We start from the raw sequence: 23676 nt of genomic DNA on the forward strand, positions 1-23676 counted from the left end.
GGTGCCCGATGCCCCACACCGCCACGCTGAGCCAGTTCCGCAATGCGATGGGCCGCCATGTCGCCCGCGTCGCCTGGACGGGCAAACGGCTGATCCTGATGAAACACGGCAAGGCGGTGGCCGGGCTGGTAACGGTGCGCGACCTGGAACTGCTGGACGAGGTGGAGGCGAAATCGCTGGATTACAAACGCTACCAGACCGCCGAGAAACTGATGCGATGGGAGGCGCTGAAAGCGGGGATCGCGGAGGGGGAGTGAGGGGAAATGGCTGGGATGGGAGACTGGGCGGGTTTTATCGTTTGGGTATTTGCGCCAGGAGCGGACATTTGCCGCGGTCGGCATTACGGGGCGCCGAACGCTAGAAGCGGAAGCTGCAAACCGACGCGAATGCCTTTAGCGGACATTTGTTTAACTTATGTGGATGACCCGTCGATGCGTGCTTCTAGATCGCGGGTCCGCACGTTCCCGAATCCAAGTGTAGAAAGGATAAGTAGCCTAGCAACTTGTTGAGTATTGTAGACCTCATATGGGCCTAAGCGCCGTGACTTCGCTCCAAATGCATGCGCAGTGATAAAGTTTCGCAAATAGCTGCACGCATGAATAGCGTCAGGGAGCGAAAATGTCAGATCTCGAACCTGCTGACCCCCGCTTTTGGATGCCGTTTCTCCACGGTTCGGTTCAATTTCAAGTTCCGTTTTATCACCCCTGACAATCCAACAAATTGTTATGTCTGGCGAGATTCCGGCTCGCTGCAAGCGAGATCTAATGTCTGCCAAGACTTCTGGATTCCACTCAAAAGTTTTGCTATTCAACCACCGCTTCTTCTCCGCGCTCGACTTTATCTGAAGATCCAGTTCTTCAATCGACGAGAACGCCAGGTTAATCGCTATCGATGTGCGTACGTGATCTTTAAACTCATTGGAGTGCTTTTCAAATATTTGGCCATAATGCGGGTGCGTTGACCGAGGGGTAATACACTCGGTCTCGTAACTTTTCGCAAGCTTGTGGATCGCGTAAATACTACGCTTGTTTGGCCAAGCTTTCGCAGCGATAGCGACGGCCAAAGGCAGCTCAGAACAAAATGTAAACTTCTCAAAAAAAATGTCTTTCCGCAAAATGCCCGTAAGGATCAATTGCCGCTCAATATCTTCGTAAGGTAGCTTAAATCCGGCAAGATAGCTGACGCTCTGGTCAGCAAACGCCTTTGTTATGATACTTGACGCACGAATAAGGTGGATGATGTTATTGGCCACGGCTTCCTCAGCTTTTATGATTAACAATTCGCCGTACTTTTCGCCGTCTTTGAGCACTCCAGCTTCTTCAGTTTCGCTTGCCTGCGCGCATGTGATCCATGCATCACGATTAATGAAACGGAATCGTCTCGATGGATCAGGGATGAAGCTGACCTTCCAACCTGCTTGCGAACAAAGGGATTTCACCAACTCGGTCTGACACGGCCTGAATACTAAGAAACTACAGAACTCCCCCACAATGCTTACTCCCGAGAATTGCGCTTCAACAGTTTATTTACTGGCTTTCTATCAACAGCTTAAAGTAAAAATCGCGGCACGATATACCCCAACAGTGTGCTTCCCCCACTTTTACACCAAATGCCCGCTTCCCAGACGCTGCGGTGCTGCGTCAGTTCAGTCTTGAGCAGCAGCTCCGCCCCCCAAACTCACCCCGGCGTCACCTCGCGCCAGGTGCCGGTTTCGATCCCCTTCAGCGTCCACTCTCCCACCTGCCAGCGGATCAGCCGCAGGGTCGGGTGGCCGACGGCGGCTGTCATGCGGCGGATCTGGCGGTTGCGGCCTTCGGTGATGGTGATCTCGGCCCATGTGTCGGGCACCGTCTTGCGGAACCGCACCGGGGGCGTGCGGGGCCAGAGCCAGGCCGGGGCCTCAATGCGGCGGGCCCGTGCGGGGCGGGTGGGGCCGTCTTTCAGCGTGACCCCGGCGCGCAGCCGGGCCAGCGCGTCCCGGGTGATCGTGCCCTCGAGCTGCACCAGGTAGGTTTTCGGCAGCTTGTGCTTCGGGCTGGCGATGCGGTTCTGCAGCGCGCCGTCATCGGTGAGCAGCAGCAGCCCCTCGCTGTCCTTGTCGAGCCGGCCGGCGGGATAGACGCCGGGGAGGTCGATGAATTCCGACAGGGTGCGCGCGGGGCTGGTGGAAGTGCTGGCATCGGTGAATTGCGACAGCACGCCGAAGGGTTTGTTGAACAGGATCAGGCGGGGCATGGGCGCGGCCGCTCAACCGCCCGGCGCGGGCACGGGGCGCGCTTTCATACCCATTTGGCCAGCGGCGGCAGGCTCATGAGCACGGCGTTGGCGTCATGGCCGGTTTCGAGGCCGAATTTGGTGCCCCGGTCATAGACCAGGTTGTATTCGGCATAGAGGCCACGGTGGATGAGCTGGGTGTTCCTGTCGTCTTCGGTCCAGGGGGTGTCGCGGCGTTTTTCGGTGACCGGCAGGAAGGCGGGCAGGAAGGCGCGGCCGACGTCCTGGATGAAGGCGAAATCGGCCTCCCAGTCGCCGGTGTTGTGATCGTCGAGGAAGATGCCGCCGACGCCGCGCGCGCGCTGGCGGTGGGGGATGTAGAAATATTCGTCGGCCCAGGCCTTGAAGCGCGGGTAATAGGCCGGGTCGTGGCGATCGCAGTGCTGTTTCTGGACCGCGTGAAAATGGGCGGTATCCTCGGGGTATTCGATGCAGGGGTTGAGGTCGGAGCCGCCGCCGAACCACCAGGCGTGCGGGGTCCAGAACATGCGGGTGTTCATGTGCACGGCGGGGCAATGCGGGTTCTGCATATGCGCGACGAGGGAGATGCCGGAGGCCCAGAAGCGCGGATCGCTTTCCATGCCGGGGATGCCGCGCGCGGCCATCGCCTTTTGCGCGCGGGCGCCGAGCTGGCCGTAGACGGTGGAGATGTTCACGCCGACCTTCTCGAACACGCGGCCGCCGCGCATCACGCTCATCAGCCCGCCGCCGGCATCGGAGCCGTCCTCGGCGCTGCGCGTGGTTTGCGTCACCTCGAACCGGCCGGGGGGAAGCGTGGCGAAGGGGCCGGTGGTTTGCGTGTCTTCGAGCGCTTCGAAGGCGGCGACGATCTGATCGCGCAGGTCGCGGAACCAGGCGGCGGCGCGGGCCTTGCGGTCGTCGAATGGCTGGTTCATCGGGGCCTCCTCGCTTTCGGTGTCGCGCCGGTGCCTAGCAGTTTTGACCCCGGCCTGCCAGCCTGTCGCGCCGCGTGCCAAAGCGTTTTGTATGCGGCACGAGAGCGCCTATATAGGACGGAACCCGAACAGGAGCCCGCCGATGCGTCGCCTTGCCCTTTTGCTGTTGCTGCCACTGGCGGCCTGCGCCACCCCCCGCGAACGCTGTGACAGGGCCGCGACCGAGGATCTGAGGGTGGTGGGCGCGCTGATCGTCGAGACGGAGCAGAATATCGCCCGCGGCTATGCCATTCAGCAGGAAGTGCGCGAACGGCCCAGGCTGACCTACTGCTGGGGCGGGCGTGGCGGCGATGGCCATTTCGGCTATGCCTTCTGCAATGACACCGAGACCTATACGGTGGACAGGCCGGTGGCGATCGATCTGGATGAGGAACGCGCGAAGCTGGCGACGCTGAAGCGGAAATACACGGAGCTGAAGAAACGCTCGGCCCTGGATCTGGCGGCCTGCGCGGTGAACTATCCCGAAACCTAATGCGCCGGGGCGTTGACCGGGTCCAGCAGGGTGCGGCCGCCATCGACGGTGATGATCTGCCCGGTCATGAAGGACGCGCCGTCGGAGGCCAGGAACTGCACCGCCTCGGCCACCTCGCCAGGTTTGGCGATCCGGGCCATGGGCGTGTGTTCCCGGATATCGGTGCGATAATCGGAATTTTCCTTCAGCGTGCTTTTCAGGCTGGAGCTGAGCACCGAGCCGAAGGCGACCGCGTTTACCCGGATGCGTTCGGGAGCCAGCGCCACCGCCAGCGAGCGGGTCATCTGATCCAGCGCGGCGCAGCTGACCGAATAGCCCATCAGTTCCGGGTGGGTGCGGCGCGCGGCGATGGACGACAGGTTGACGATAGCCCCGACACAACTGTCTTCGTTGCCGGCCTCTTCGGCCTGTTTGATCATCCGCCGCGCGATGCACTGGCTGAGCCGCAGGCTTGTGAGCAGGTTTTGCTGCAGCAGCACCTCGACCGCGTCGTCATCCGGGTTCAGCGGATCGGAGGGGATCATCTGGCGGCTGGCGTTGACAAGGATATCGACGCGTTCGAACGCATCCAGCGTGGCCGACAGAAGGTTGGCGATGGTCAGCCTTTCGCGCAGATCCCCGGCGAAGAAGCGGATGTTTTCCTCTTTGGCGGCATCGGCGCCGATCTCTTCGATCAGGCGCGCCTCATCCATATCGGCGAACATCACGTTGGCGCCCTGATCAGCGAAATGGCGGGCGATGGCCAGGCCGACGCCATGTGCGGCGCCGGTCACGATGGCGGTTTTGCCGGCGATGGAGAATGACATGGCCTAAGCTCCTGATTCCTTGGGGTAAGACTAGCGGGTTTCACCGCGCCCGGCGAGGCGGGCCCGAGCGCCGTGCCGCATGCAGCACCTTGAATGCCGTGTCACCGGCCACTTCTTCGACATCGCGGAACAGCGTTTCAAGACTGCGTTCATAGGGCAGATGCCGGTTGGCCACCACCCAAAGCTGACCGGCGGGCGTGAGCATCCGCGCGGCGGCGGCGAGGAACGCCACGCCAAGCGCCGGCTCGGCGGTGCGGCTGGTGTGGAACGGCGGGTTGGAGATGACCACATCGAACAGCGTTTCGGGCTGGAACTGCGTGGCGTCGGCCCAGTGGAACCGGGCACGCGGATCGGTGATATTGGCCTTTGCGCAGGCCAGCGCGGCATGCTCGGCCTCGATCAGATGAATCTCGGTGATGTCGGGCCGGGTGAGCGCCTGCGCCGACAGATAGCCCCAGCCGGCGCCCAGATCGGCCACCCGCCCCTTCAGCCGCGCGGGCAGCGCCGCCGCCAGCATGGCGGAGCCGCGATCGACGCCATCGGCGGAAAACACGCCCGGCGCGGTACAGAAACCTTCGGCAAGGCGGGTCGGCCCATCGGGGGCCCAGTCGGCAAAGGCGTCGGCATCCGCGATGAGCCGGAACAGCTTGCCATGCGCCATCGACAGCGGCGCGCCCACTTCAGCGCGTTTGCGGCAATCGCGGAACAGGCTGTCGACACCGTCGGTCTTTTGCCCGTCTACCAGAACCGGGCCGCCGCCTGTCAGGGCCACCGCCTCGGCCACCAGCGCGCGGGCCTCGGCCTTGGCGCGGGGCACGCAGACCAGCGCGGCGGCATAGGGGCCTTCGGCCGTGGCCGAACAGCGATAGCCGCGCGCGGCCCAGGCATCATGATCGGGCCGGAAGCCCTGAATGATATGCACGCGATCCTTGGGAAGCGCCGACAGATCGGCATCGGCGCGCGGCCGGAACACGGCAATCGCACCTTCACCGGGCAGCGGCAGGCCAGCAAGCGCAAGGGTAAGTCGGCTGTCACGCATGAGCGGGCGCGCGGCGCCCTATTCCTTTTCCATCGTGCATTGCAGCGGATGCTGATGGCGGCGGGCGAAATCCATCACCTGCGCCACTTTCGTCTCGGCCACTTCGAAGGAGAAGACCCCGACCACCGCCAGCCCCTTTTTGTGGACCGTCAGCATCAGCTCGAACGCCTGGGTGTGGCTGAGGCCGAAGAACCGCTCCAGCACATGCACGACGAATTCCATCGGCGTGTAGTCGTCATTCAGGATCAGCACCTTGTAGAGCGGCGGCCGTTCCGTTTTCGGACGGGTCTTGGTGATGACGCCCGCGTCATCATCCGTCTGGCCCTTCTTGTCGGACATCATATGAGGATGGCGTCTGACCACACTCTCGCTCCGCATGTTTCGGATGGTTTCGTCTTGCGACCACATATATATGGCACAAGGCCCATCTGAAAAGGGGGCGGGGGCGATGCGGGCCCCGAACTGGCCCCTGGACCGAAGGAGACCGGCAAAAATGCCCCGGAACCTGACCACAATCGGCTTCGATGCGGATGACACGCTCTGGCAGAACGAACAGTTCTTCCGCATGACCCAGGAGCGATTCGCCGAGCTTCTGGCCGATTTCGCCGAGCCGGACCATCTTCAGGCGCGGCTGCTGGCGGCGGAAAAGCGCAACCTCGGGCATTACGGGTTCGGCGTGAAGGGGTTCGTGCTGTCGATGATCGAAACCGCCATCGAGGTGACCGAAGAGCGCGTGCCCGCCGCCGTGATCGGCAAGCTGCTGGCGGCCGGGCAGGACATGCTGAACCACCCGATCGAGCTGCTGCCCCACGCCCGCGCGGCGATCGAGGATCTGGCGCCCCGGTTCCGCATCCTGCTGATCACCAAGGGCGACCTGCTGGACCAGGAGCGCAAGCTGGCGCAATCGGGGCTGGGCGAGCTGTTCGACGGGGTCGAGATCGTCTCGAACAAGACCGCCGCGATCTATGCCGATATCTTCGCGCGTCACGGCGACGGCGCGGACCGGGCGATGATGGTCGGCAACTCGCTGCGCTCGGACGTGATTCCGGCGCTGGAGGCCGGGGCCTGGGGCGTGTTCGTGCCGCACGGCATAACCTGGGCGCTGGAACATGCCGAACCGCCGCTGGCCCGGCCCCGGTTCCGCGAACTGCCCGATCTGAAAAATCTGCCCCGGCTGATCGAGGAGCTGGCCTGACATCTGGTGGCTGCCCGGCGGCCCGCCCCAAGATGTTGGCCACACGTAAGCTTCGCTCGCAAACACCTTGAATATTTGGTGTTTTCCGGGGCCTTGCCTTGTGGTACGCTGCACTCAATCAAGAAAAAGCCGACCGGAAAAATCCGGCGGCGCGAGGCAGTAAAAGGCGTTAGCCGTGCAGATATTGGGACAGTGCGCCCGCCAAGGGCTTATTTTCATTTTTCTCGGGTTCGTGATGGTGGCCGGCACGATGCCGGGCATGGCCGCGCCCTATGCGGCGATGGTGATCGACGCGCGTTCGGGCGAGGTGCTGCATTCGCGCAACGCCGATACCCCGCTGCACCCCGCCTCGCTGACCAAGATGATGACGCTCTACATCGCGTTCGAGGCGATCGAGAATGGCGAGATCTCGCTCGATACCGCTGTGCGCATCTCGCAAAATGCCGCGGCCGAACCGCCCTCCAAGCTGGGCCTGCGCGCCGGGCAGACGATCAAGCTGCGCTATCTGATCCGGGCGGCGGCGGTGAAATCGGCCAATGACGCGGCCACCGCCATCGGCGAGGCGATCGAGGGCAGCGAAGCCGCCTTCGCCCGCCGCATGAACCGCACCGCCAAGGCCCTGGGGATGAGCAGGACAACCTTCAAGAACGCCAACGGCCTGACCGAGGACGGCCATCTGTCGACCGCGCGCGACATGACGACGCTGGGGCGGCACCTGTTCTACGACTATCCCGATTACTACAACCTGTTCTCGCGCATCACCACCGATGCGGGGATCAAGCAGGTGGCCAGCTCCAACCGCCGCTTCCTGTCCAGCTACAAGGGCGCCGACGGCATCAAGACCGGCTACACCCGCGCCGCCGGGTTCAATCTGGTGGCCTCGGCCGAACGGGGCGGCGAGCGCATCATCGCCACCGTGTTCGGCGGCCGCTCCTCGGCCACGCGCAACGCGCAGGTGGCCGAACTGCTCGATCTGGGCTTCAGCCGCGCCCCCACCCGGGTGGCGGTGCGCAAACCGGCGCGCCCGCCCTATCTCGGCAGCGGCAAATCCGGCGCAACCATCCGCGTGGCCACGACGCTCAGCAGCTCGACCCGGCCCAGAACCCGGCCCGGAACCGGCGCCGCCGAGATGCCGCAGGAACTGCTCATCGCCCTGCGCGACGATATCCGCGATGCGGTGGAGCTGGCCAACAGCACCCCCGCTGCCGCCGCTGCGCCCCCTGCCCCCGAAAGCGCCACTCTTGAACTGGCCGCCGTCTCCATCCCGGCGATCCCGCCCAAACCCCGCCCCGCCGTCGCCACCGCCACCCCGGCCGTCGCGATGACCGCCCCGCCGGAGGCGCCAGAGGTCGTGACCCGCATGTCCAGCTCGAGCGGGCGCCACTGGGGCATCAACGTCGGCCGCTACGGCACCCAGTACGAGGCAGAGCGCGTGCTGCTGGAAACCGCGCTCAAGGAGCTCGGCGCGCTGGACGAAGCCCTGCGCAAGGTCAACCGCTCCAGCCGCGGGTTCGATGCCAATTTCGTGGGCATGACCAAGGAACAGGCCGCACTTGCCTGCCGCCGCCTTCAGGCCTACGGCTCCGATTGCGATACGTTCGGCCCGTCCTGACGGCCGGCCCCTTCATCTTTCCCGAAATATCCCCGCCGGAGGCAGACTCGCGCCCGCAGGGCGCATGAAGCCGTGGCCCGGAACGGGCCTCGATCCGGCGGCGTGCTCAGGGTCTGGGCTGATCGTCCCAGTCATCGCTCAGGATGCGCCGGCTGTCGCCCTCGGGGTCGTCGAACTGCCGGCTGCGCAGCGCCCAGAAGAACGCCGCCAGCCCCAGCCCGCCCAGAAACAGCGAGATCGGGATCAGGTAAACCAGAATCTGCATGTCAGGACCGCAGCCGCAGCGCGTTCAGCGACACGCTGATCGAAGAGGCCGACATCGCAAGCGCCGCCGCCAGCGGCGTGGCAAAGCCCAGAAGCGCGATCGGCACCGCGATCATGTTGTAAAGCGCGGCGATGGTGAAATTCTCCTTGATCCGCCGCGTCGCCTTTTTCGCCGTTACCGCCGCCTCGGCCAGCGGCGCCAGATCCGCGCCCAGCAGCACGATGTCCGACGCGACCCGTGCCGCATCCAGCGCCGTCGCCGGCGACACCGAGACATACGCCGCCGTCAGCGCCGCCGTGTCGTTCAGCCCGTCGCCCACCATCAGCACCCGGTGGCCCGCATCGCCCAGCGCGCGCACCCGCGCGGCCTTGTCGGCGGGCAGCGCCCCGGCCACCCAGTTTTCGATCCCCAGCCGCGCGGCCATATCCGCCACCGGCCCCTCGGCATCGCCCGAGATCAGATGCACCGCCTTGCCCTGCGCGCGCAGGGCGCGCACCGCCTCTTCGGCGCCGGGGCGCAGGCTGTCGGCGAAGGTGAATTCGATCGGGGCCGCCGCGCCGATGCGCAGCCAGGCCGCCGTGTTGCGGCCCGGTTCGGCGCCCAGCCATCCCGCCCGGCCAAAGCGCACCGTCTCGCCCGCCCATGTCCCTTCGACGCCGTAGCCCGGCACCTCGTGCACATCGGTCACCCGTGCGGGCTGAATGCCCGCCCGGCGTGCCGCATCGGCCAGCGCGGCGGCCAGCGGATGCGCCGATCCTGCGGCCAGCGCCAGCGCCACCTCCAGCTCGCGCCGGGGGTGATCGCCCAGATTGGTGGCCTCGGGTGCGCCGAGGGTCAGGGTGCCGGTCTTGTCGAAGACCACGGTATCGACCTCTGCCAGACGTTCCAGCGCGGTGCCGTCCTTGATCAGCATGCCGCGCTTGAAGAGCCGCCCGGAGGCCGCCGTCGTGACCGCCGGCACGGCCAGACCGAGCGCGCAGGGGCAGGTGATGATCAGCACCGCCACCGCGATGTTCAGCGCCAGCCGCACATCGCCGCCCGATTGCACCAGCCAGCCGATGAAGGCGAAGAGCGACAGCAGATGCACCCCCGGCGCATAGATCCGCGCGGCCCTGTCGGCCAGCGAGGTATAGCGGTTGCGCGCGCTTTCGGCCATCGCCACCAGATCGGCCATGCGGTGCAGCGAGCTGTCCTCGCCCGCCGCCGTCACCCGCACCGAGAGCGGGCCGGTCAGGTTGACCTCGCCGGCGCAGACCACGGTGCCCGCCCCGGCGAAGGCGGGCAGGCTTTCGCCGGTCAGAAGCGAACGGTCGATTTCCGACTGCCCGTCGGTGATCACGCCATCCACGGGCACGCGCGCGCCGGGTTTCACCCGGACGATATCGCCCACCGCCAGTTCGGCGATGGAAACGGTCTGCTCGCCCGTATCGGTGATCTTCAGGGCGCGCGGCACTTCGAGCGCCGCCAGCTCCTCGGCTGCGGAACGGGCCACGGCGCGGGTGCGGTGATCGAGATAGCGGCCCGCCAGCAGGAAGAAGGTCAGCGACAGGGCCGCGTCGAAATAGGCATGGGCGCCCGATTGCGTCACCTCGTAGAGCGACATGCCGGCGGCCAGCAGGATCGCCAGCGAGATCGGCACATCCATGTTCAGCCGTTTCGCCGCGAGCGCGCCCCAGGCGTTGCGAAAGAAGGGCTGGGCCGAGAACGCGATGGTGGGCAGGGCGATGGCGGCGGAGACCCAGTGGAACAGGTCGCGCGTGGCGTCAGCGGCGCCCGACCAGACGGCGACCGACAGCAGCATCACGTTCATCATCGCAAAGCCCGCCACGGCCAGCCGCATCAGGATGTCGCGCCCGGCCTTGTCGGTGGCGGTGGCCGACAGCATGCCGGGATCAAGCTCATGCGCCTCATAGCCCAGACGGTCGAGCACGGCGATCAGGCCGGCGGCGGTGACGTCGGGCTCGGCCTCGACGCTGACGCGTTTCAGCGTCAGGTTCACCCGGGCCGAACGGACGCCCGGTTCGGCGGCCAGCCCGCGTTCCACGGCAGAGATGCAGCCCGCGCAATGGATCGTCGGCAGTGACAGCAGCAGCCGCGCCTCGGTGGGGTCGTCGGCCTTTGCCAATGCCTCGGCGGCCGGGGCGACGGCGCAGGCCGGGCAGGCAGCCGGGCGGGGGGGGAAGGCGGCGGTCATGCGGTCAGCCCTTCACGAAAAGATCCAGCCGCTGGCGGAAGGGCGTGCCGTCTTCGGCGGTCGCCTCGAGCAGCATCATCCATTTGCCGCGCCCCAGCGTCACCGGCGCGGTGTAGCGGCCGGCATAGCCGGTGAATTCCGGCCGGATGTCATCGCGCGCTTCGGTGGTGCGGCCGATCAGAACGGTGAAATCCCTGGGCACCACGGTGCCGCCATTGGCCTGGCGGAAGTTCAGCACCAGCTCGCCCTCGGCATAGCCGCTGTCGACGACCCAGCCCAGCCCCTCCTGCGCGTCGCGGCGGGTGTCGAACTCCTGACTGGCGACGTAGGAGTTCTTGACCTCCAGCCCGGGAAAGGTGTCGACGGCCAGAAAGGCCATCACGAGGTTGACGCCGATGATCACCGAAAAGGCCGATACCGTGATGATCAGAACGGTGCGCCCGGTCAGCGGCTTGTCGGTCATTGCTCTCTCCCGTTGAACACGGTGCCGGCAGAGGCGCGCTCCTGCGCTTCCACATCCTCGACCCAGATCTGCAGATCGGTGCGGGCCGATTGCGCGGCGGCGCTGCCTGCGGGGGCGGTGACGTAGACGCGCTGCAGTTTGGTCGCGTCGGCGGGCACGATCACAGTTTGATCGCCCGAGCCTTCCAGATCAACGATGAATTCGGCATCCGATGTCGCAGTGACCAAAAATGCCCGATCCTCGCCCTGCTTGTTGCGCAGGCGCACGTCATAGGTGTTGCGGATCGACCCGTCGGACAGGGTGACGAAGGTCGGGTTACGCACCGGCGACACGGTCAGATCCACCTCGGAGCGGATGAACAGCGCCACCAGAAGCGCCACGCCCACCGAGGACCACAGCGCGGTGTAAAGGATGGTGCGGGGACGGAAGACATGTTTCCAGACCGATTTCGGCGGCTTCCCCGCGCGCTCGCGCGGCTCGTCGGTCAGGGCCATGTAGTCGACCAGCCCGCGCGGCTTGCCGATCTTGTCCATCACGTCGTCGCAGGCGTCGATGCACAGCGCGCAGGTGATGCAGGCAAGCTGTTGCCCGTCGCGGATGTCGATGCCCATGGGGCAGACGTTGACGCAGGCGTTGCAATCGATGCAATCGCCGAGCTGATCGGCATCGGCGGCCTTGCGGTGTTTGCCGCGCGGCTCTCCGCGCCAGTCGCGATAGGCGACGGTCAGGGTGTCTTCGTCCATCATCGCGGCCTGGATGCGCGGCCAGGGACACATGTAGATGCACACCTGTTCGCGCATGAAACCGCCGAAGGTGAAGGTTGTCAGGGTCAGCACCGCGATGGTGCCATAGGCCACGGGGCTGGCATCGAGGGTGACGAGGTTGCGCAGCAGCGTCGGCGCGTCGGTGAAATAGAACACCCAGGCGCCGCCGGTGGCCACGGCGATCATCAGCCACAGCGCCCATTTGGTGATCCGCAGCCGCGCCTTGCGCGCGTCCCAGGGTGCATTCCACAGCTTGACGCGCTTGTTGCGGTCGCCTTCGACCCAGCGCTCGACAAGGATGAACAGATCGGTCCAGACCGTTTGCGGGCAGCCATAGCCGCACCACACCCGCCCCAGCGCCGAGGTGAACAGGAACAACCCCAGCCCCGCCATGATCAGCAGCCCGGCGACGAAGTAGAATTCATGCGGCCAGATCTCGATCCAGAACATGAAGAAGCGCCGGTCGGCCAGATCCACCAGCACCGCCTGATCGGGCAGGTTGGGGCCGCGATCCCAGCGGACCCACGGGGTCAGGTAGTAGATGCCCAAGGTCAGGGCCATCAGCCACCATTTGAGGGTACGGAACGGGCCGCTGACACGGCGCGGAAAAATCGGTTCGCGCGCGGAATAGAGGGGTTCTTCGGTAGGTTCTGTCGTGCTCACGGACGTGCTCCGGCTCCTGTTCGCGGTTCGGCCCTTGTCGCAGCGATACGGGGGCGTCACATTGACCTAAGTCAAAGGTGTATCGCAAAGTCAGGATGCCGCGCCAGCATGGCCCGCGGGTGGACAGAACCGGCCTTGTCCGGTAGAAAATAAACACCGGCCCCCTGGAAACGCGCGAACAGGACGGGGGCCGGTGTTTTCAACCGGGAGCTTGGGTCCCCCTGTTGTATTCCCATGTTATGTGCCGCCGGGGAAGCCGACCTTGATTTGCGTCAAGCCGCGGTTTCCCGCCGCGCGCCTTGCCTGCCCGCCCTGCGATTTGCCGGAATAATCGCACCGGCCCCCTGGAAACGCGCGAACAGGATGGGGACCGGTGCTTTCAACCGGGGGGCTTGCGCCCCCCGGAAGCCGTTTTACTCGCCGCCGCCAAGCTGGTGGACATAGGTGGCCACGGCGCGGATGTCGGCCTCGCTCAGCCGGGCCTGCCATGTCGGCATGACCCCGAACCGGGCGTTGGTGACGGTAAAGGTGATCGCGTCCTCGCTGCCGCCGTAGAGCCAGATCGCGTCGGTCAGGTTGGGCGCGCCCTGGAACCTGTCACCGGTGCCGTCTTCCATATGGCAGGCCGCGCAATTGTCCAGGAACACCGTCTCGCCAGGCGCGGCGAGCGCCGCGTCGTGATCCTGGCCCGAGAGTTTCCGGACATATTGCACGACCTGGGCGATCTCTCCCTCCTCAAGGATCTCGCCGAACACGGGCATCTCGGAATAGCGGGCATCGGGGTCCTGCTCGTTCCGGATACCATGTGTGATGGTCAGGTGGATATCTTCGATCGTGCCGCCCCACAGCCAGTCGTCATCCAGCAGGTTGGGATAGCCCGACGCCTGTACCCCGGCCGCACCCGAGCCGTGGCACTGGGCGCACCAGGTCTGGAACACGGCGGCGCCGGCGTTGACCGAATAGTTCATCAGCTCCGGGTCGCCGGGGATCTCGGTCAGCTCGGCGCTGACCAGCCTGGCCTCGATCGGGGCGTTCATCGCGTCGAACCGCTCGATTTCCTTGGCCACGTTGGCGCGGGTCGAATAGCCCAGGATGCCGGGCGTGGCCTTTTTGACCAGGGGCCAGGCCGGATAGGCGATCGAATAGAGCAGCGCGTAGACGATGCAGGCATAGAAGGTCCAGAGCCACCAGCGCGGCAGCGGGTTGTTGAACTCTTCGATCCCGTCCCAGGAATGGCCGGTGGTTTCGACCTCTCCGGGTTTGTTGTTGGTCTTGTCGGTACTCATGTCCGCGCCTCCTTGATATGCGCGCCGTTCTTTTCGTCGTCGCAGGCGGGTTTCTTCTCGTGGCGGAACGGGATGTTCGCGCTGTCCAGATGTTCGGCGGTGCTGCCGGGGCGGAAGACCCAGATGATCATGCCGACGAAGAACAGCGCCAGGGCAAGCAGCGCCCAGCTGTCGGCGAACATGCGAAGCAGGGAATAGGTATCCATCTTCGCCCCCTACCGGTTCGCCACAGGCTCGAAGGTCGAGAAATCAACCAGCGTGCCGAGCATTTGCAGATAGGCGATCAGCGCATCCATTTCCGAGATGCCCGGCGCGCCGTCGAAGTTGCGCACCTGCGCACCCGGATAACGCTCGAGCAGACCGTCGGTATCGCCCCAGGGGTCGATCTGGACGGTGAAATCGGCCACCGCGTTTTCCAGCATCTCGTCGGTATAGGGCACGCCCACCACGCGATGCGTCTTCATCGAGTCGGCGATATACTTGCCGTCGATCATCTTGCGCTCGAGGAAGGCGTATTTCGGCATCACCGATTCCGGCACGACCGACTGCGGGTTGCGCAGGTGATCCACGTGCCATTCGTCGGAATAGCGGCCGCCCACGCGGGCCAGATCGGGCCCGGTGCGTTTGGAGCCCCACTGGAACGGATGGTCATACATCGATTCCGCGGCGAGGCTGTAGTGGCCGTAACGCTCCACCTCGTCGCGCATCGGGCGGATCATCTGGCTGTGGCAGACATAGCAGCCCTCGCGGACGTAGACATCACGCCCGGCCAGTTCCAGCGGCGAATAGGGGCGCACGCCTTCGACCTCTTCGATGGTGTTTTCGAGGTAGAAGAGCGGTGCGATTTCCACGATCCCGCCGATGGTCACGACCAGAAAGCTGAACACCAGAAGCAGCGACGCGTTCTTCTCGATGATTTTATGTTTGTCGAGGATAGCCATTGCTGTCGTCCTTATTCAGCCGGAACCACACCGGGCGCTTCGGCTTTCGCCGAAACCGAGGTGACGGTTTTCCACAGGTTGACGCACATGATGATGCCGCCGGCAAGGTAGAGCACCCCGCCCAGCCCACGCACCACGTACATCGGGAATTTGGCGGCCACGGTGTCGGCGAAGGAGTTCACCAGGAAGCCCTGCGCGTCGACTTCGCGCCACATCAGGCCTTCCATGATGCCCGACACCCACATCGACGAGGCGTAGAGCACGATGCCGATCGTCGCCAGCCAGAAGTGCCAGGAGACCATGGAGAGGCTGTAGAGCCGCTCGCGGTTCCACAGTTTGGGCACCAGGAAGTAGAGCGCGCCGAAGGTGATCATGCCGTTCCAGCCAAGCGCGCCGGAATGCACGTGGCCGATCGTCCAGTCGGTGTAGTGCGACAGGCTGTTGACCGCCTTGATCGACATCATCGGGCCCTCGAAGGTGGACATGCCGTAGAAGCCGACGGAGACCACCATCATGCGGATGATCGGATCGGTGCGCAGCTTGTCCCATGCGCCCGAAAGCGTCATCAGGCCGTTGATCATCCCCCCCCAGGACGGCATCCACAGCATGATCGAGAACACCATGCCCAGCGTCGAGGCCCAGTCGGGCAGCGCGGTGTAGTGCAGGTGGTGCGGACCGGCCCAGATATACAGGAAGATCAGCGCCCAGAAGTGGATGATCGACAGTTTGTAGGAATAGACGGGGCGTTCGGCCTGTTTCGGCACGAAGTAATACATCATCCCCAGAAAGCCCGCGGTCAGGAAGAAGCCCACGGCGTTATGGCCGTACCACCACTGGGTCATCGCGTCCTGCACACCGGCGAAGACCTGCACCGACTTGGAGCCGAAGATCGACACCGGAACGCTGAGGTTGTTGACCACATGCAGCATGGCGATGGTGACGATGAAGCTCAGGTAGAACCAGTTCGCCACGTAGATGTGCTTTTCCTTGCGCTTGAAGATCGTGCCCATGAACACGGCCAGATAGGTGACCCAGACGATGGTCAGCCACCAGTCGACGTACCATTCGGGCTCGGCGTATTCCTTGGATTGGGTGGCGCCCAGCAGATAGCCGGTGGCGGCCAGCACGATGAACAGGTTGTAGCCCCAGAAGACGAACCAGCCGGCGTTGCCGCCCCACAGCCGCGCCGCCGAGGTACGCTGAACCACGTAGAAGGACGTGCAGATCAGGGCGTTGCCGCCAAAGGCGAAGATCACCGCCGAGGTGTGCAGCGGGCGCAGCCGCCCGAAGTTCGAATAGCCCTGTGCCCAGTCGAAGTTCAGCGCCGGAAAGGCAAGCTGGAATGCGATGAACGTGCCCACGGCAAAGCCGACGACGCCCCAGAAGGCGGTGGCGATGACACCGGCCCGCACGACGCCGTCCATGTAGCCGGTATCCGGCGCCGGTTTCGGCTCTCCGGTGGTGCGTACCGTCCACAGGAACATGCCGCCGGCGACCAGCATCACCGTCAGCGCGTTCACCAGATAGGCGGCATCGCGGGCATAGTTGGCAGCGATCGCGGCAAGCAGCGCGATAATGCCAAATATGGCCAGTTTAAGATAATCCCACATCCTGCGTCCCTTCGTCCTTCCCGTTCCGATTCGTCCCGGCACGGGGCAATTTTCCACATTTTGTGGTATGCCGCTCCGGGCCGGCGGCAACCTTGATCCATGTCAATGCGCCATGGGTTGCCGGTTGATCTCGGTCAAGGCTGCCAATTCGTCGCAGGGATAGGTTATGTCTAGGATGTCAACCAGTCCCAAAGGAGTGTTCCGGTGGCTTACAAGACGATTCTGACGGTTGTGACCGACCCAAAACTTGAAACCGCCGTGCTTGATCAGGCGATCCAGCTTGCCACGCGTGAAGATGCTCATCTGGATATCCTGTGTCTGGGCATCGACCGGACGCAGACCGGCTATTACTACGCCGGCGCGAATGCGATGCTGCTGCAGGAAACCCTGAAGAAGGCGCAGGAGGATTCCGCCGCGATCGAAAAGGCGGTGCGGGCGCGGATGGCGCCGGAAACCGTGCGCTGGTCATCCGAGGCGGCGGTGGCGCAGATTGCCGGCCTGTCGAACCTGGTGGCGCATCGGGCGCGGTTTTCCGATCTCGTGGTGGTTCCCAAACCCTATGGCGAGGGAAAGGGCATCGAGGACGAGGCAACGGTGGAGGCGGCGCTGTTCGACGGCCGCGCGCCGGTTCTGATCATCCCGCCCAAGACCGACGCGGATGCGATGGGCCAGCGCGTCGTCGTTGCCTGGAACGAAAGCACGGAAGCGCTTGCCGCCGTGCGCGCGGCGCTGCCGATGCTGCAGGCGGCGGATGTGGTGAACATCACCGTCATCGACCCGCCGCAGCACGGGCCGGACCGGTCGGACCCCGGCGGGCTGCTGTCGCAGATGCTGGGCCGCCACGGGGTGCGGGCCGAGATCGCGGTGCTGGCCAAGACCATGCCGCGCATTTCAGACGTGCTGAACCGCCATGTGCAGGATATCGAGGCCGACATGGTGGTGATGGGCGCCTACGGCCATTCGCGTTTCCGCGAGGCGATCCTTGGCGGCGCGACCCGCAGCATGCTGGAAAACGCCGAGGTTCCGGTGCTGATGGCCCACTGACCGGGCCGCTGACACAGCGGCCGGCGGCTTTTCAGGCGAAAACGCCGCCGTCCGTATCATCGCCGGTTTCGTCCAGCAGGCGCTCCATGTCGGGAACGGTGACGTGGCGCTTGCCTTCGAGTTCGATCACGCCATCGCGCTTGAGCGCGGAGATCTGGCGGCTGACGGTTTCCAGCGTGAGGCCCAGGTAATCGGCCATCGCCTCACGCGTCAGCGGCAGGTCGAACACGACCTGGCCGCGGGAGTTGGAGAGTTTCAGCGTGGCATCGCGGCGGGCGATGATGGCCAGCAGGCTGGCGATCTTTTCCCGCGCGGTCTTGCGGCCCAGAAGCAGCATCCATTCGCGGGCCGCGTCCAGCTCGTCCAGCGTCATCTCGAGCAGGCGCTGGCCGATATGCGGCGTGTTCATCATCATGTCTTCGAAAGGCTTCTTGCGGAAACAGCACATGGTCAGGCGGGTGGTCGCGGTGACGTCATAGGCGGCCTGGTCGCGGCCGGGGCGGCCGACGAAATCGGAGGGCAGCAGCAGGCCCACCATCTGGGTGCGGCCGTCTTCCATGGTCTGGGTCAGCGTGGCGATCCCCTCGACGACCGACGCGACGAAATCCATCTTGTCACCCGACCAGATGACGGTCTGACCGGCCTCGTAGGTCCGGTAGTACTTCATCTCTTCCAGAAGCTTCAGCTCATCCGATTCGCAGCGCGCGCACACGGCACGGTGGCGAATCGGGCAGTCGCCACAATCTATATGTGTGCGGACATTTTCTTGTAGTGCCATCGCGGTGTCTCACTTGATTTCGATCAAAGTTGTGACCGTTTTCCACCCATACACGTAAGTCAATGACTATAGAATCGCAACTTATGCGGCTCGGTCTATTTGACGCGCGTGTCCCAAGGTATACCAGTTACCCTACGGCACCAAATTTTTCCGCGTCGGTGGACGAGGCTGCCTTTGGGGGGTGGATCGACCAGATCCCGCCCGCGTCGCAGGTTTCCCTTTATATCCACGTTCCGTTCTGCAGCCGTTTGTGCTGGTTTTGCGCCTGCCGGACACAGGGAACGCGCAGCGTCGGGCCGGTGCGGGCCTATCTGGATACGCTGAAGGAAGAGATCGCGCAGCTTGGCCGCCGCCTGCCCGAGGGGCTGCGCCTGGCGCGGCTGCATTGGGGTGGCGGCACGCCCACGCTTTTGTCGGCCGACATGATGCGCGAACTGGCGGATGCGATCTTCGCCGTGCTGCCGCTTGCCGAAAACGCCGAATTCTCGGTCGAGATCGACCCGAACGAGATCGACGCCGGCCGGCTCGACGCGCTGGCGGCGGCGGGGATGAACCGCGCCTCGATCGGGGTGCAGGATTTCGACCCCGAGATTCAATCGGTCATCGGGCGCATTCAAAGCTATGAGGTGACGCGCGACGCGGCGCAGATGATCCGCGACCGCGGCATCGCCAGCCTGAACGCGGATATCCTGTTCGGCCTGCCCCACCAGACCAAGGAGCGGATCGCCGACAGCGTGCAGAAGCTGCTTACGCTCGCGCCCGACCGGGTGGCGCTCTACGGCTATGCCCATGTGCCGTGGATGGCCAAGCGCCAGCAGATGATCCCGTCGGAGGCGCTGCCGACCCCGGAAGAGCGGCTGGGCCTGTTCGAAACCGCCCGGCGGCTGTTCTTGTGGGACAATTACCACGAAATCGGGATCGACCATTTCGCCCGCGCCGGCGACGGGCTGGAGATCGCCCAGCGCACGGGGCGGCTGCGGCGGAATTTTCAGGGCTATACCGATGACACGTCGGAGGTGCTGATCGGGCTTGGCGCCTCTTCGATCTCGCGCTTTCCCGAGGGCTATGCCCAGAACCTGCCCGCGACCTCGGAATATACCGGGCGCATCCGCGAGGGCCGTTTCGCCACCGGGCGCGGCCATGTGTTCAGCGAGGATGACAGGCTGCGCGCGCGGCTGATCGAGGCGCTGATGTGCGACTTCCGCATCGACGCGGCCGAGATCAGGGCGCGGTTCGGCATCGCCGAGGAAAAGCTGAAAGAGCTGTTCCGCACGGTTGCCAGCGGATTTCCCGACATGATCGACCTGAGATCCGGCGGCTTCGCCATTCCGCCCCATGCCCGGCCGTTGACCCGGATGATCGCGCGCGGCTTCGATGCCTATGACCTGTCGAACGCGGGCCACAGCTCGGCCATCTGAGCCGCAGCGGGCGCGCGGTTACGCCTCCAGCGCCTGCCCCGGCTTCAGATCGAAGGCCGCCTGCATCAATGTGCGCGTATAGGCCGATTGCGGATTGTTGAAGATCGTGTGGCTGTCGCCCGACTCGACGATATCGCCCTGTTTCATCACGATCACCTTGTGCGACAGCGCGCGCACCACCTTCAGATCGTGGCTGATGAACAGATAGGCGAGCCGGTACTTCTGCTGCAGCCGCCGCAACAGCTCTACGATCTGCACCTGCACCGTCATGTCGAGCGCCGAGGTCGGCTCGTCGAGCACCAGAAGCCTGGGCCGCAGGATCATCGCGCGGGCGATGGCGATGCGCTGTCGCTGGCCGCCGGAAAACTCATGCGGGTAGCGGTGCATCATCGCCGGGTCCATACCGACCTCTGTCAGGATGTCGGCCACCATCCGGCGCTTGTCCTGGCCCTTCTCGACCCCGTGCACGCCCAGCCCCTCGGCCACGATCTGTTCCACCGTCATCCGCGGCGAGAGAGAGCCGAACGGATCCTGAAACACGATCTGCATGTCGCGGCGCAGCGGGCGAAGCTGCCGGGTTTTCCAGCCCTGGATATCCTGCCCGTCGAAATGAATCCCCCCTTCGGAAGAGATAAGCCGCATGATCGCCAGCGCCAGCGTGGTCTTGCCGGAGCCGCTTTCGCCGACCACGCCCAGCGTTTCGCCGGCCCGCACCGAGATCGACGCCTCGTTCACCGCCTTCACATGGCCCGCGACGTGCCGCATCAGCCCGCGCTGGATCGGAAACCAGATGCGCAGCGCATCGGTGCGCAGCACCTCGGGGGCGCCTTCGGGCACCGGACCGGGCAGGCCCGCCGCCTCTGCCGCCAGCAGCATCTTTGTATAGGGGTGCTGCGGATCGTCGAAAATACGGGAGGTCGGCCCGGATTCGACGATCTCGCCATCCTTCATCACGCAGACCCTGTCGGCAATCTTGCGCACGATGCCAAGGTCATGGGTGATGAACAGCATGCTCATCCCCTCTTCGCGCTTCAGCCCGGCCAGAAGCTCGAGGATCTGGGCCTGGATGGTCACGTCCAGCGCGGTGGTCGGTTCGTCCGCGATCAGCAGGCCCGGACCGTTGGCCAGCGCCATGGCGATCATCACGCGCTGCCGCTGCCCGCCCGAAAGCTGGTGCGGATAGGCGCCCAGCCGGCTTTCGGGATCACGGATGCCGACCTTTTCCAGCAGTTCGAGTATCCGCGCCCGCACCGCCGGGCCGCGCAGGCCCTGATGCAGCACGATGCTTTCGGCCAGTTGCTTTTCCAGCGTGTGCAGCGGGTTGAGCGACGTCATCGGCTCCTGAAAGATGAAGCTGATGTCATTGCCGCGCACCGCGCGCAGCCGGGCCGCATCGGCCCCCACCATCTGATCGCCGTCATAGGTGACAGAGCCGCTGACGCTGGCGCTTTCGGGCAGCAGCGACACGGTGGAAAGCGCGGTGACGGATTTGCCCGACCCGCTTTCACCGACCAGCGCGACGGTTTCGCCCCGGTTCACATCAAAGGACACGCCCCTGACGGCGACATGATCGCGCCCGTCCTGCCGGAAGCTGACGTTCAGGTCGCGGACCTGCAACACACCGCTCATTGAAAGGTCTTTCTGGGGTCGAACGCGTCGCGCACCCCTTCGAAGATGAACACCAGCAGCGACAGCATCAGCGCGAAGGTGACAAAGGCGGTGAAGGCCAGCCAGGGCGCCTGCAGGTTCTGCTTGGCCTGCAGCGTCAGTTCGCCCAGCGACGGGGCCGAGGACGGCAGGCCGAAGCCGAGGAAATCGAGCGAGGCCAGCGTGCCGATGCCGCCGGTGATCAGGAAGGGCAGCATGGTCAGCGTGGCGACCATGGCATTGGGCAGCATGTGCCGGAACATGATCACCCGGTTCGACACCCCCAGCGCGCGCGCGGCGCGGACATATTCGAAATTGCGCGCCCGCAGGAATTCGGCCCGCACCACGCCCACCAGCGCGGGCCAGCCGAACAGCGCCGTCAGGAACACCAGCAGCCAGAAGCTGCGCCCGAGGATCGCGAACAGGATGATGATGATGTAAAGCTGGGGGGTCGATGTCCAGATCTCGATGATCCGCTGAAAGATCAGGTCGGTCCAGCCGCCGAAAAACCCCTGCACCGCCCCCGCGACGATACCGATGGCCGAGGCGACCGTGGTCACGATCAGGGTGAAGATGATCGACAGGCGGAACCCGTAGATCACCCGCGCCAGCACATCGCGCGCGGTATCGTCGGTGCCCAGCAGGTGATCCCGATCGGGGGCCGAGGGCGCGGTGCCGCCGATATCGTTGATCGTGGCATAGCTGTAGGGGATCGGCGGCCACAGCAGGAACCCTTTTTCGATCGGCGCGCCAGCGATGGCGCCGTCCTGCGCATCCTCGATCAGCGCCTCGGGGTCGTCCCAGCACTCGAGCAGGCCGCCGGTGACGATCAGGCACTGGATTTCGATATCGCGGTAGACCGCCTCGGTGCGCAGATCGCCGCCAAAGGCGGTTTCGGGATAGAAATTGTAGATCGGCACGAAGGTTTCGCCGCGATAGCGCACGAGGATCGGCTTGTCGTTGGCCAGCACCTCGGCGAAGAGCGACAGGCCGAACAGCACCGAAAAGATGATCAGCGACCAATAGGCGCGGCGGTTGCGCGTGAAGTTGCGCCAGCGGCGGCGATTGAGCGGCGAGAGGGCGAACATGCTCATGTCTCCCTGCTTTCGAAATCGATGCGCGGATCGACCAGCACATACATCAGATCCGACAGGATCCCGACCAGCAGCCCGATCAGGCCAAACACGTAAAGCGTGGCGAAGATCACCGGGTAATCGCGGGCCACCGCGGCCTCGAACCCCAGCCGGCCCAGCCCGTCGAGCGAGAAGATGGTTTCGATGATGATCGAGGCGCCGAAGAAGACGCTGATGAACAGGCCCGGAAACCCGGCGATGACGATCAGCATCGCGTTGCGGAAGACGTGGCCATAGAGCACGGCCCGCTCGCTCAGCCCCTTGGCGCGGGCGGTGATCACATATTGCTTCTTGATCTCGTCCAGAAAGGAGTTCTTGGTCAGCAGCGTCAGCGTGGCGAAGCTCGAGATCGTCGAGGCGACGACCGGCAGGGTGATGTGCCAGAAGTAATCGCCGATCTTGTGGAGCAGGCTGAAATCCTCCCACCCGTCGGAGGTGAGGCCGCGCAGCGGGAACCAGCGGAAATACGAGCCGCCCGCGAACAGCACCAGCAGCAGGATGGCGAAGAGAAAGCCGGGGATGGCATAGCCCAGGATGATGGCGCCGCTTGTCCAGGTGTCGAACGGGGTGCCGTCCTTGACGGCCTTGCGGATGCCCAGCGGCAGCGAGACCAGATAGGCGATCAGCGTCGACCACAGGCCCAGCGTCAGCGAGACGGGCATTTTCTCGATCACCAGGTCGATCACCGAAACCGAGCGGAAATAGCTCTCTCCGAAATCGAAGGTGATGTAATTGCCCATCAGGATCAGGAAGCGTTCCACGATCGGAATGTCCTGCTTTTCGCATTCGGGCGCGGCGATATCCGGCGCGCCCTCATAGCCCTCGGCGCAGACGATGCGGGCAAAGCCCATCTGTACCTCGAGATCATCCAGGAAATCCTGCGGCAAGCCGCGCGCGCCGACATAGCGGTCTGCCGCCGCCTGCCCCATCGTCTCGCCGACATCGCCGCCCCCGGCGATGCCCTGAAACACATCCCCCTCGCCCTGCACCTGGGCGATGATCTGTTCGATCGGCCCGCCGGGGACAAACTGGGTAAGCGTGAAGTTGATGATCATGATGCCGATCAGCGTCGGGATGATCAGCAACAACCGCCGAAGGATATAGGCGCCCATTGGC

At 64.6% G+C, this 23676-nt stretch carries 24 protein-coding genes; 6 read left to right on the forward strand and 18 right to left on the reverse strand.

Annotation, left to right across the window (positions count from 1 at the left end):
* The first annotated feature begins 8 nt into the window (after nt 1-8).
* Nucleotides 9-257: a type II toxin-antitoxin system Phd/YefM family antitoxin gene (locus GGR17_RS11990; protein ID WP_054539780.1), complete on the forward strand. Its 249-nt coding sequence runs from the start codon at nt 9-11 to the stop codon at nt 255-257.
* Nucleotides 258-412: 155 nt separating this feature from the next.
* On the opposite strand, the gene GGR17_RS11995 is transcribed toward GGR17_RS11990, so the two are convergent.
* The 3 genes from GGR17_RS11995 to hemF form a co-directional block, all read right to left on the reverse strand.
* Entirely contained in the window at nt 413-1441 is a 1029-nt protein-coding gene (locus tag GGR17_RS11995; RefSeq protein WP_157445605.1) for a hypothetical protein, read from the reverse strand.
* 236 nt (nt 1442-1677) lie between these two features.
* Nucleotides 1678-2235: a pseudouridine synthase gene (locus GGR17_RS12000; protein ID WP_054539782.1), complete on the reverse strand. Its 558-nt coding sequence runs from the start codon at nt 2233-2235 to the stop codon at nt 1678-1680.
* A 44-nt stretch (nt 2236-2279) separates the two neighbouring features.
* The gene (hemF, locus tag GGR17_RS12005; protein WP_054539783.1) at nt 2280-3170 is read right to left on the reverse strand and encodes an oxygen-dependent coproporphyrinogen oxidase; all 891 of its coding nucleotides are present in this window, start codon (nt 3168-3170) and stop codon (nt 2280-2282) included.
* A gap of 142 nt (nt 3171-3312) precedes the next feature.
* On the opposite strand from hemF, the gene GGR17_RS12010 reads away from it, so the two are divergent.
* Nucleotides 3313-3702 (forward strand): hypothetical protein, encoded by a 390-nt coding sequence (locus GGR17_RS12010; RefSeq protein ID WP_054539784.1) that lies wholly within the window; start codon nt 3313-3315, stop codon nt 3700-3702.
* On the opposite strand, the gene GGR17_RS12015 is transcribed toward GGR17_RS12010, so the two are convergent.
* Genes GGR17_RS12015 through clpS form a run of 3 tightly spaced genes read right to left on the reverse strand, consistent with a single transcriptional unit; the run spans nt 3699 to nt 5886 of the window.
* Nucleotides 3699-4508, reverse strand: a complete 810-nt coding sequence (locus GGR17_RS12015) for an SDR family NAD(P)-dependent oxidoreductase (RefSeq protein WP_054539785.1) — start codon at nt 4506-4508, stop codon at nt 3699-3701. The genes GGR17_RS12010 and GGR17_RS12015 overlap by 4 nt on opposite strands.
* 40 nt (nt 4509-4548) lie before the next feature.
* Nucleotides 4549-5547, reverse strand: a complete 999-nt coding sequence (locus GGR17_RS12020) for a class I SAM-dependent methyltransferase (protein ID WP_054539786.1) — start codon at nt 5545-5547, stop codon at nt 4549-4551.
* An 18-nt stretch (nt 5548-5565) separates the two neighbouring features.
* Nucleotides 5566-5886 (reverse strand): ATP-dependent Clp protease adapter ClpS, encoded by a 321-nt coding sequence (gene clpS, locus GGR17_RS12025; protein ID WP_052071493.1) that lies wholly within the window; start codon nt 5884-5886, stop codon nt 5566-5568.
* Between the two features lie 154 nt (nt 5887-6040).
* Here clpS and GGR17_RS12030 point away from each other — a divergent pair, with 154 nt between their 5' ends.
* A complete protein-coding gene (locus tag GGR17_RS12030) occupies nt 6041-6742 on the forward strand; it encodes an HAD family hydrolase (RefSeq protein ID WP_054539787.1) in 702 nt (233 codons plus the stop codon).
* Nucleotides 6743-6992: 250 nt separating this feature from the next.
* Nucleotides 6993-8354 (forward strand): D-alanyl-D-alanine carboxypeptidase family protein, encoded by a 1362-nt coding sequence (locus GGR17_RS12035; protein ID WP_082386761.1) that lies wholly within the window; start codon nt 6993-6995, stop codon nt 8352-8354.
* Between the two features lie 106 nt (nt 8355-8460).
* Here the strand turns inward: GGR17_RS12035 and ccoS are convergent, their stop codons facing one another.
* The 8 genes from ccoS to ccoN all read right to left on the reverse strand — a co-directional run bounded on the left by ccoS (nt 8461) and on the right by ccoN (nt 16540).
* Entirely contained in the window at nt 8461-8619 is a 159-nt protein-coding gene (gene ccoS, locus GGR17_RS12040; RefSeq protein WP_037209769.1) for a cbb3-type cytochrome oxidase assembly protein CcoS, read from the reverse strand.
* 1 nt (nt 8620) lies between these two features.
* Nucleotides 8621-10813 (reverse strand): heavy metal translocating P-type ATPase, encoded by a 2193-nt coding sequence (locus tag GGR17_RS12045; protein ID WP_054539789.1) that lies wholly within the window; start codon nt 10811-10813, stop codon nt 8621-8623.
* A 4-nt stretch (nt 10814-10817) separates the two neighbouring features.
* On the reverse strand, nt 10818-11276 hold the full coding sequence (locus GGR17_RS12050; protein ID WP_054539790.1) for a FixH family protein: 459 nt from the start codon (nt 11274-11276) through the stop codon (nt 10818-10820).
* Nucleotides 11273-12703: a cytochrome c oxidase accessory protein CcoG gene (gene ccoG, locus GGR17_RS12055; RefSeq protein ID WP_054539791.1), complete on the reverse strand. Its 1431-nt coding sequence runs from the start codon at nt 12701-12703 to the stop codon at nt 11273-11275. Before ccoG ends, GGR17_RS12050 begins: the two co-directional genes overlap by 4 nt.
* Nucleotides 12704-13116: 413 nt before the next feature.
* Nucleotides 13117-13989 (reverse strand): cytochrome-c oxidase, cbb3-type subunit III, encoded by an 873-nt coding sequence (gene ccoP, locus GGR17_RS12060; protein WP_054539792.1) that lies wholly within the window; start codon nt 13987-13989, stop codon nt 13117-13119.
* Entirely contained in the window at nt 13986-14195 is a 210-nt protein-coding gene (locus GGR17_RS12065) for a CcoQ/FixQ family Cbb3-type cytochrome c oxidase assembly chaperone (protein ID WP_037209723.1), read from the reverse strand. Before GGR17_RS12065 ends, ccoP begins: the two co-directional genes overlap by 4 nt.
* Nucleotides 14196-14204: 9 nt before the next feature.
* The gene (gene ccoO / locus GGR17_RS12070; RefSeq protein WP_054539793.1) at nt 14205-14930 is read right to left on the reverse strand and encodes a cytochrome-c oxidase, cbb3-type subunit II; all 726 of its coding nucleotides are present in this window, start codon (nt 14928-14930) and stop codon (nt 14205-14207) included.
* 11 nt (nt 14931-14941) lie between these two features.
* Nucleotides 14942-16540, reverse strand: a complete 1599-nt coding sequence (gene ccoN, locus GGR17_RS12075) for a cytochrome-c oxidase, cbb3-type subunit I (protein WP_054539794.1) — start codon at nt 16538-16540, stop codon at nt 14942-14944.
* A 204-nt stretch (nt 16541-16744) separates the two neighbouring features.
* Here ccoN and GGR17_RS12080 point away from each other — a divergent pair, with 204 nt between their 5' ends.
* On the forward strand, nt 16745-17584 hold the full coding sequence (locus tag GGR17_RS12080) for a universal stress protein (RefSeq protein ID WP_037209726.1): 840 nt from the start codon (nt 16745-16747) through the stop codon (nt 17582-17584).
* Nucleotides 17585-17615: 31 nt separating this feature from the next.
* Here the strand turns inward: GGR17_RS12080 and fnrL are convergent, their stop codons facing one another.
* A complete protein-coding gene (fnrL, locus tag GGR17_RS12085; RefSeq protein ID WP_037209727.1) occupies nt 17616-18362 on the reverse strand; it encodes a transcriptional regulator FnrL in 747 nt (248 codons plus the stop codon).
* A gap of 62 nt (nt 18363-18424) precedes the next feature.
* On the opposite strand from fnrL, the gene hemN reads away from it, so the two are divergent.
* A complete protein-coding gene (hemN, locus tag GGR17_RS12090; RefSeq protein ID WP_054539795.1) occupies nt 18425-19780 on the forward strand; it encodes an oxygen-independent coproporphyrinogen III oxidase in 1356 nt (451 codons plus the stop codon).
* Between the two features lie 18 nt (nt 19781-19798).
* Here the strand turns inward: hemN and GGR17_RS12095 are convergent, their stop codons facing one another.
* The 3 genes from GGR17_RS12095 to GGR17_RS12105 are packed head-to-tail and all read right to left on the reverse strand — an operon-like array spanning nt 19799 to nt 23672.
* Complete coding sequence (locus GGR17_RS12095) at nt 19799-21409, reverse strand: ABC transporter ATP-binding protein (protein WP_054539796.1); 1611 nt, start codon at nt 21407-21409, stop codon at nt 19799-19801.
* Nucleotides 21406-22521 (reverse strand): ABC transporter permease, encoded by a 1116-nt coding sequence (locus tag GGR17_RS12100; protein WP_173585967.1) that lies wholly within the window; start codon nt 22519-22521, stop codon nt 21406-21408. Before GGR17_RS12100 ends, GGR17_RS12095 begins: the two co-directional genes overlap by 4 nt.
* Nucleotides 22518-23672: a microcin C ABC transporter permease YejB gene (locus tag GGR17_RS12105; protein ID WP_054539798.1), complete on the reverse strand. Its 1155-nt coding sequence runs from the start codon at nt 23670-23672 to the stop codon at nt 22518-22520. The genes GGR17_RS12100 and GGR17_RS12105 overlap by 4 nt, the downstream gene beginning before the upstream one ends.
* Between the last annotated feature and the right edge of the window lie 4 nt (nt 23673-23676).

The organism is Actibacterium naphthalenivorans, from assembly GCF_014196965.1.
GTDB classification, from domain to species: domain Bacteria; phylum Pseudomonadota; class Alphaproteobacteria; order Rhodobacterales; family Rhodobacteraceae; genus Actibacterium_A; species Actibacterium_A naphthalenivorans.

What these genes read in the sequence shown, in the direction of transcription:
- GGR17_RS12095 (WP_054539796.1), bottom strand. Translation starts at nt 21,409, where the DNA reads ATGAGCGGTGTGTTGCAGGTCCGCGACCTGAACGTCAGCTTCCGGCAG.
- GGR17_RS12100 (WP_173585967.1), bottom strand. Translation starts at nt 22,521, where the DNA reads ATGAGCATGTTCGCCCTCTCGCCGCTCAATCGCCGCCGCTGGCGCAAC.
- GGR17_RS12035 (WP_082386761.1), top strand. Translation starts at nt 6,993, where the DNA reads ATGCCGGGCATGGCCGCGCCCTATGCGGCGATGGTGATCGACGCGCGT.
- GGR17_RS12105 (WP_054539798.1), bottom strand. Translation starts at nt 23,672, where the DNA reads ATGGGCGCCTATATCCTTCGGCGGTTGTTGCTGATCATCCCGACGCTG.
- fnrL (WP_037209727.1), bottom strand. Translation starts at nt 18,362, where the DNA reads ATGGCACTACAAGAAAATGTCCGCACACATATAGATTGTGGCGACTGC.
- GGR17_RS12030 (WP_054539787.1), top strand. Translation starts at nt 6,041, where the DNA reads ATGCCCCGGAACCTGACCACAATCGGCTTCGATGCGGATGACACGCTC.
- hemF (WP_054539783.1), bottom strand. Translation starts at nt 3,170, where the DNA reads ATGAACCAGCCATTCGACGACCGCAAGGCCCGCGCCGCCGCCTGGTTC.
- GGR17_RS12015 (WP_054539785.1), bottom strand. Translation starts at nt 4,508, where the DNA reads ATGTCATTCTCCATCGCCGGCAAAACCGCCATCGTGACCGGCGCCGCA.
- ccoS (WP_037209769.1), bottom strand. Translation starts at nt 8,619, where the DNA reads ATGCAGATTCTGGTTTACCTGATCCCGATCTCGCTGTTTCTGGGCGGG.
- GGR17_RS12065 (WP_037209723.1), bottom strand. Translation starts at nt 14,195, where the DNA reads ATGGATACCTATTCCCTGCTTCGCATGTTCGCCGACAGCTGGGCGCTG.
- GGR17_RS12045 (WP_054539789.1), bottom strand. Translation starts at nt 10,813, where the DNA reads ATGACCGCCGCCTTCCCCCCCCGCCCGGCTGCCTGCCCGGCCTGCGCC.
- GGR17_RS12050 (WP_054539790.1), bottom strand. Translation starts at nt 11,276, where the DNA reads ATGACCGACAAGCCGCTGACCGGGCGCACCGTTCTGATCATCACGGTA.
- GGR17_RS12000 (WP_054539782.1), bottom strand. Translation starts at nt 2,235, where the DNA reads ATGCCCCGCCTGATCCTGTTCAACAAACCCTTCGGCGTGCTGTCGCAA.
- GGR17_RS12020 (WP_054539786.1), bottom strand. Translation starts at nt 5,547, where the DNA reads ATGCGTGACAGCCGACTTACCCTTGCGCTTGCTGGCCTGCCGCTGCCC.
- GGR17_RS12010 (WP_054539784.1), top strand. Translation starts at nt 3,313, where the DNA reads ATGCGTCGCCTTGCCCTTTTGCTGTTGCTGCCACTGGCGGCCTGCGCC.
- ccoO (WP_054539793.1), bottom strand. Translation starts at nt 14,930, where the DNA reads ATGGCTATCCTCGACAAACATAAAATCATCGAGAAGAACGCGTCGCTG.
- GGR17_RS11990 (WP_054539780.1), top strand. Translation starts at nt 9, where the DNA reads ATGCCCCACACCGCCACGCTGAGCCAGTTCCGCAATGCGATGGGCCGC.
- clpS (WP_052071493.1), bottom strand. Translation starts at nt 5,886, where the DNA reads ATGTCCGACAAGAAGGGCCAGACGGATGATGACGCGGGCGTCATCACC.
- hemN (WP_054539795.1), top strand. Translation starts at nt 18,425, where the DNA reads ATGACTATAGAATCGCAACTTATGCGGCTCGGTCTATTTGACGCGCGT.
- ccoP (WP_054539792.1), bottom strand. Translation starts at nt 13,989, where the DNA reads ATGAGTACCGACAAGACCAACAACAAACCCGGAGAGGTCGAAACCACC.
- ccoN (WP_054539794.1), bottom strand. Translation starts at nt 16,540, where the DNA reads ATGTGGGATTATCTTAAACTGGCCATATTTGGCATTATCGCGCTGCTT.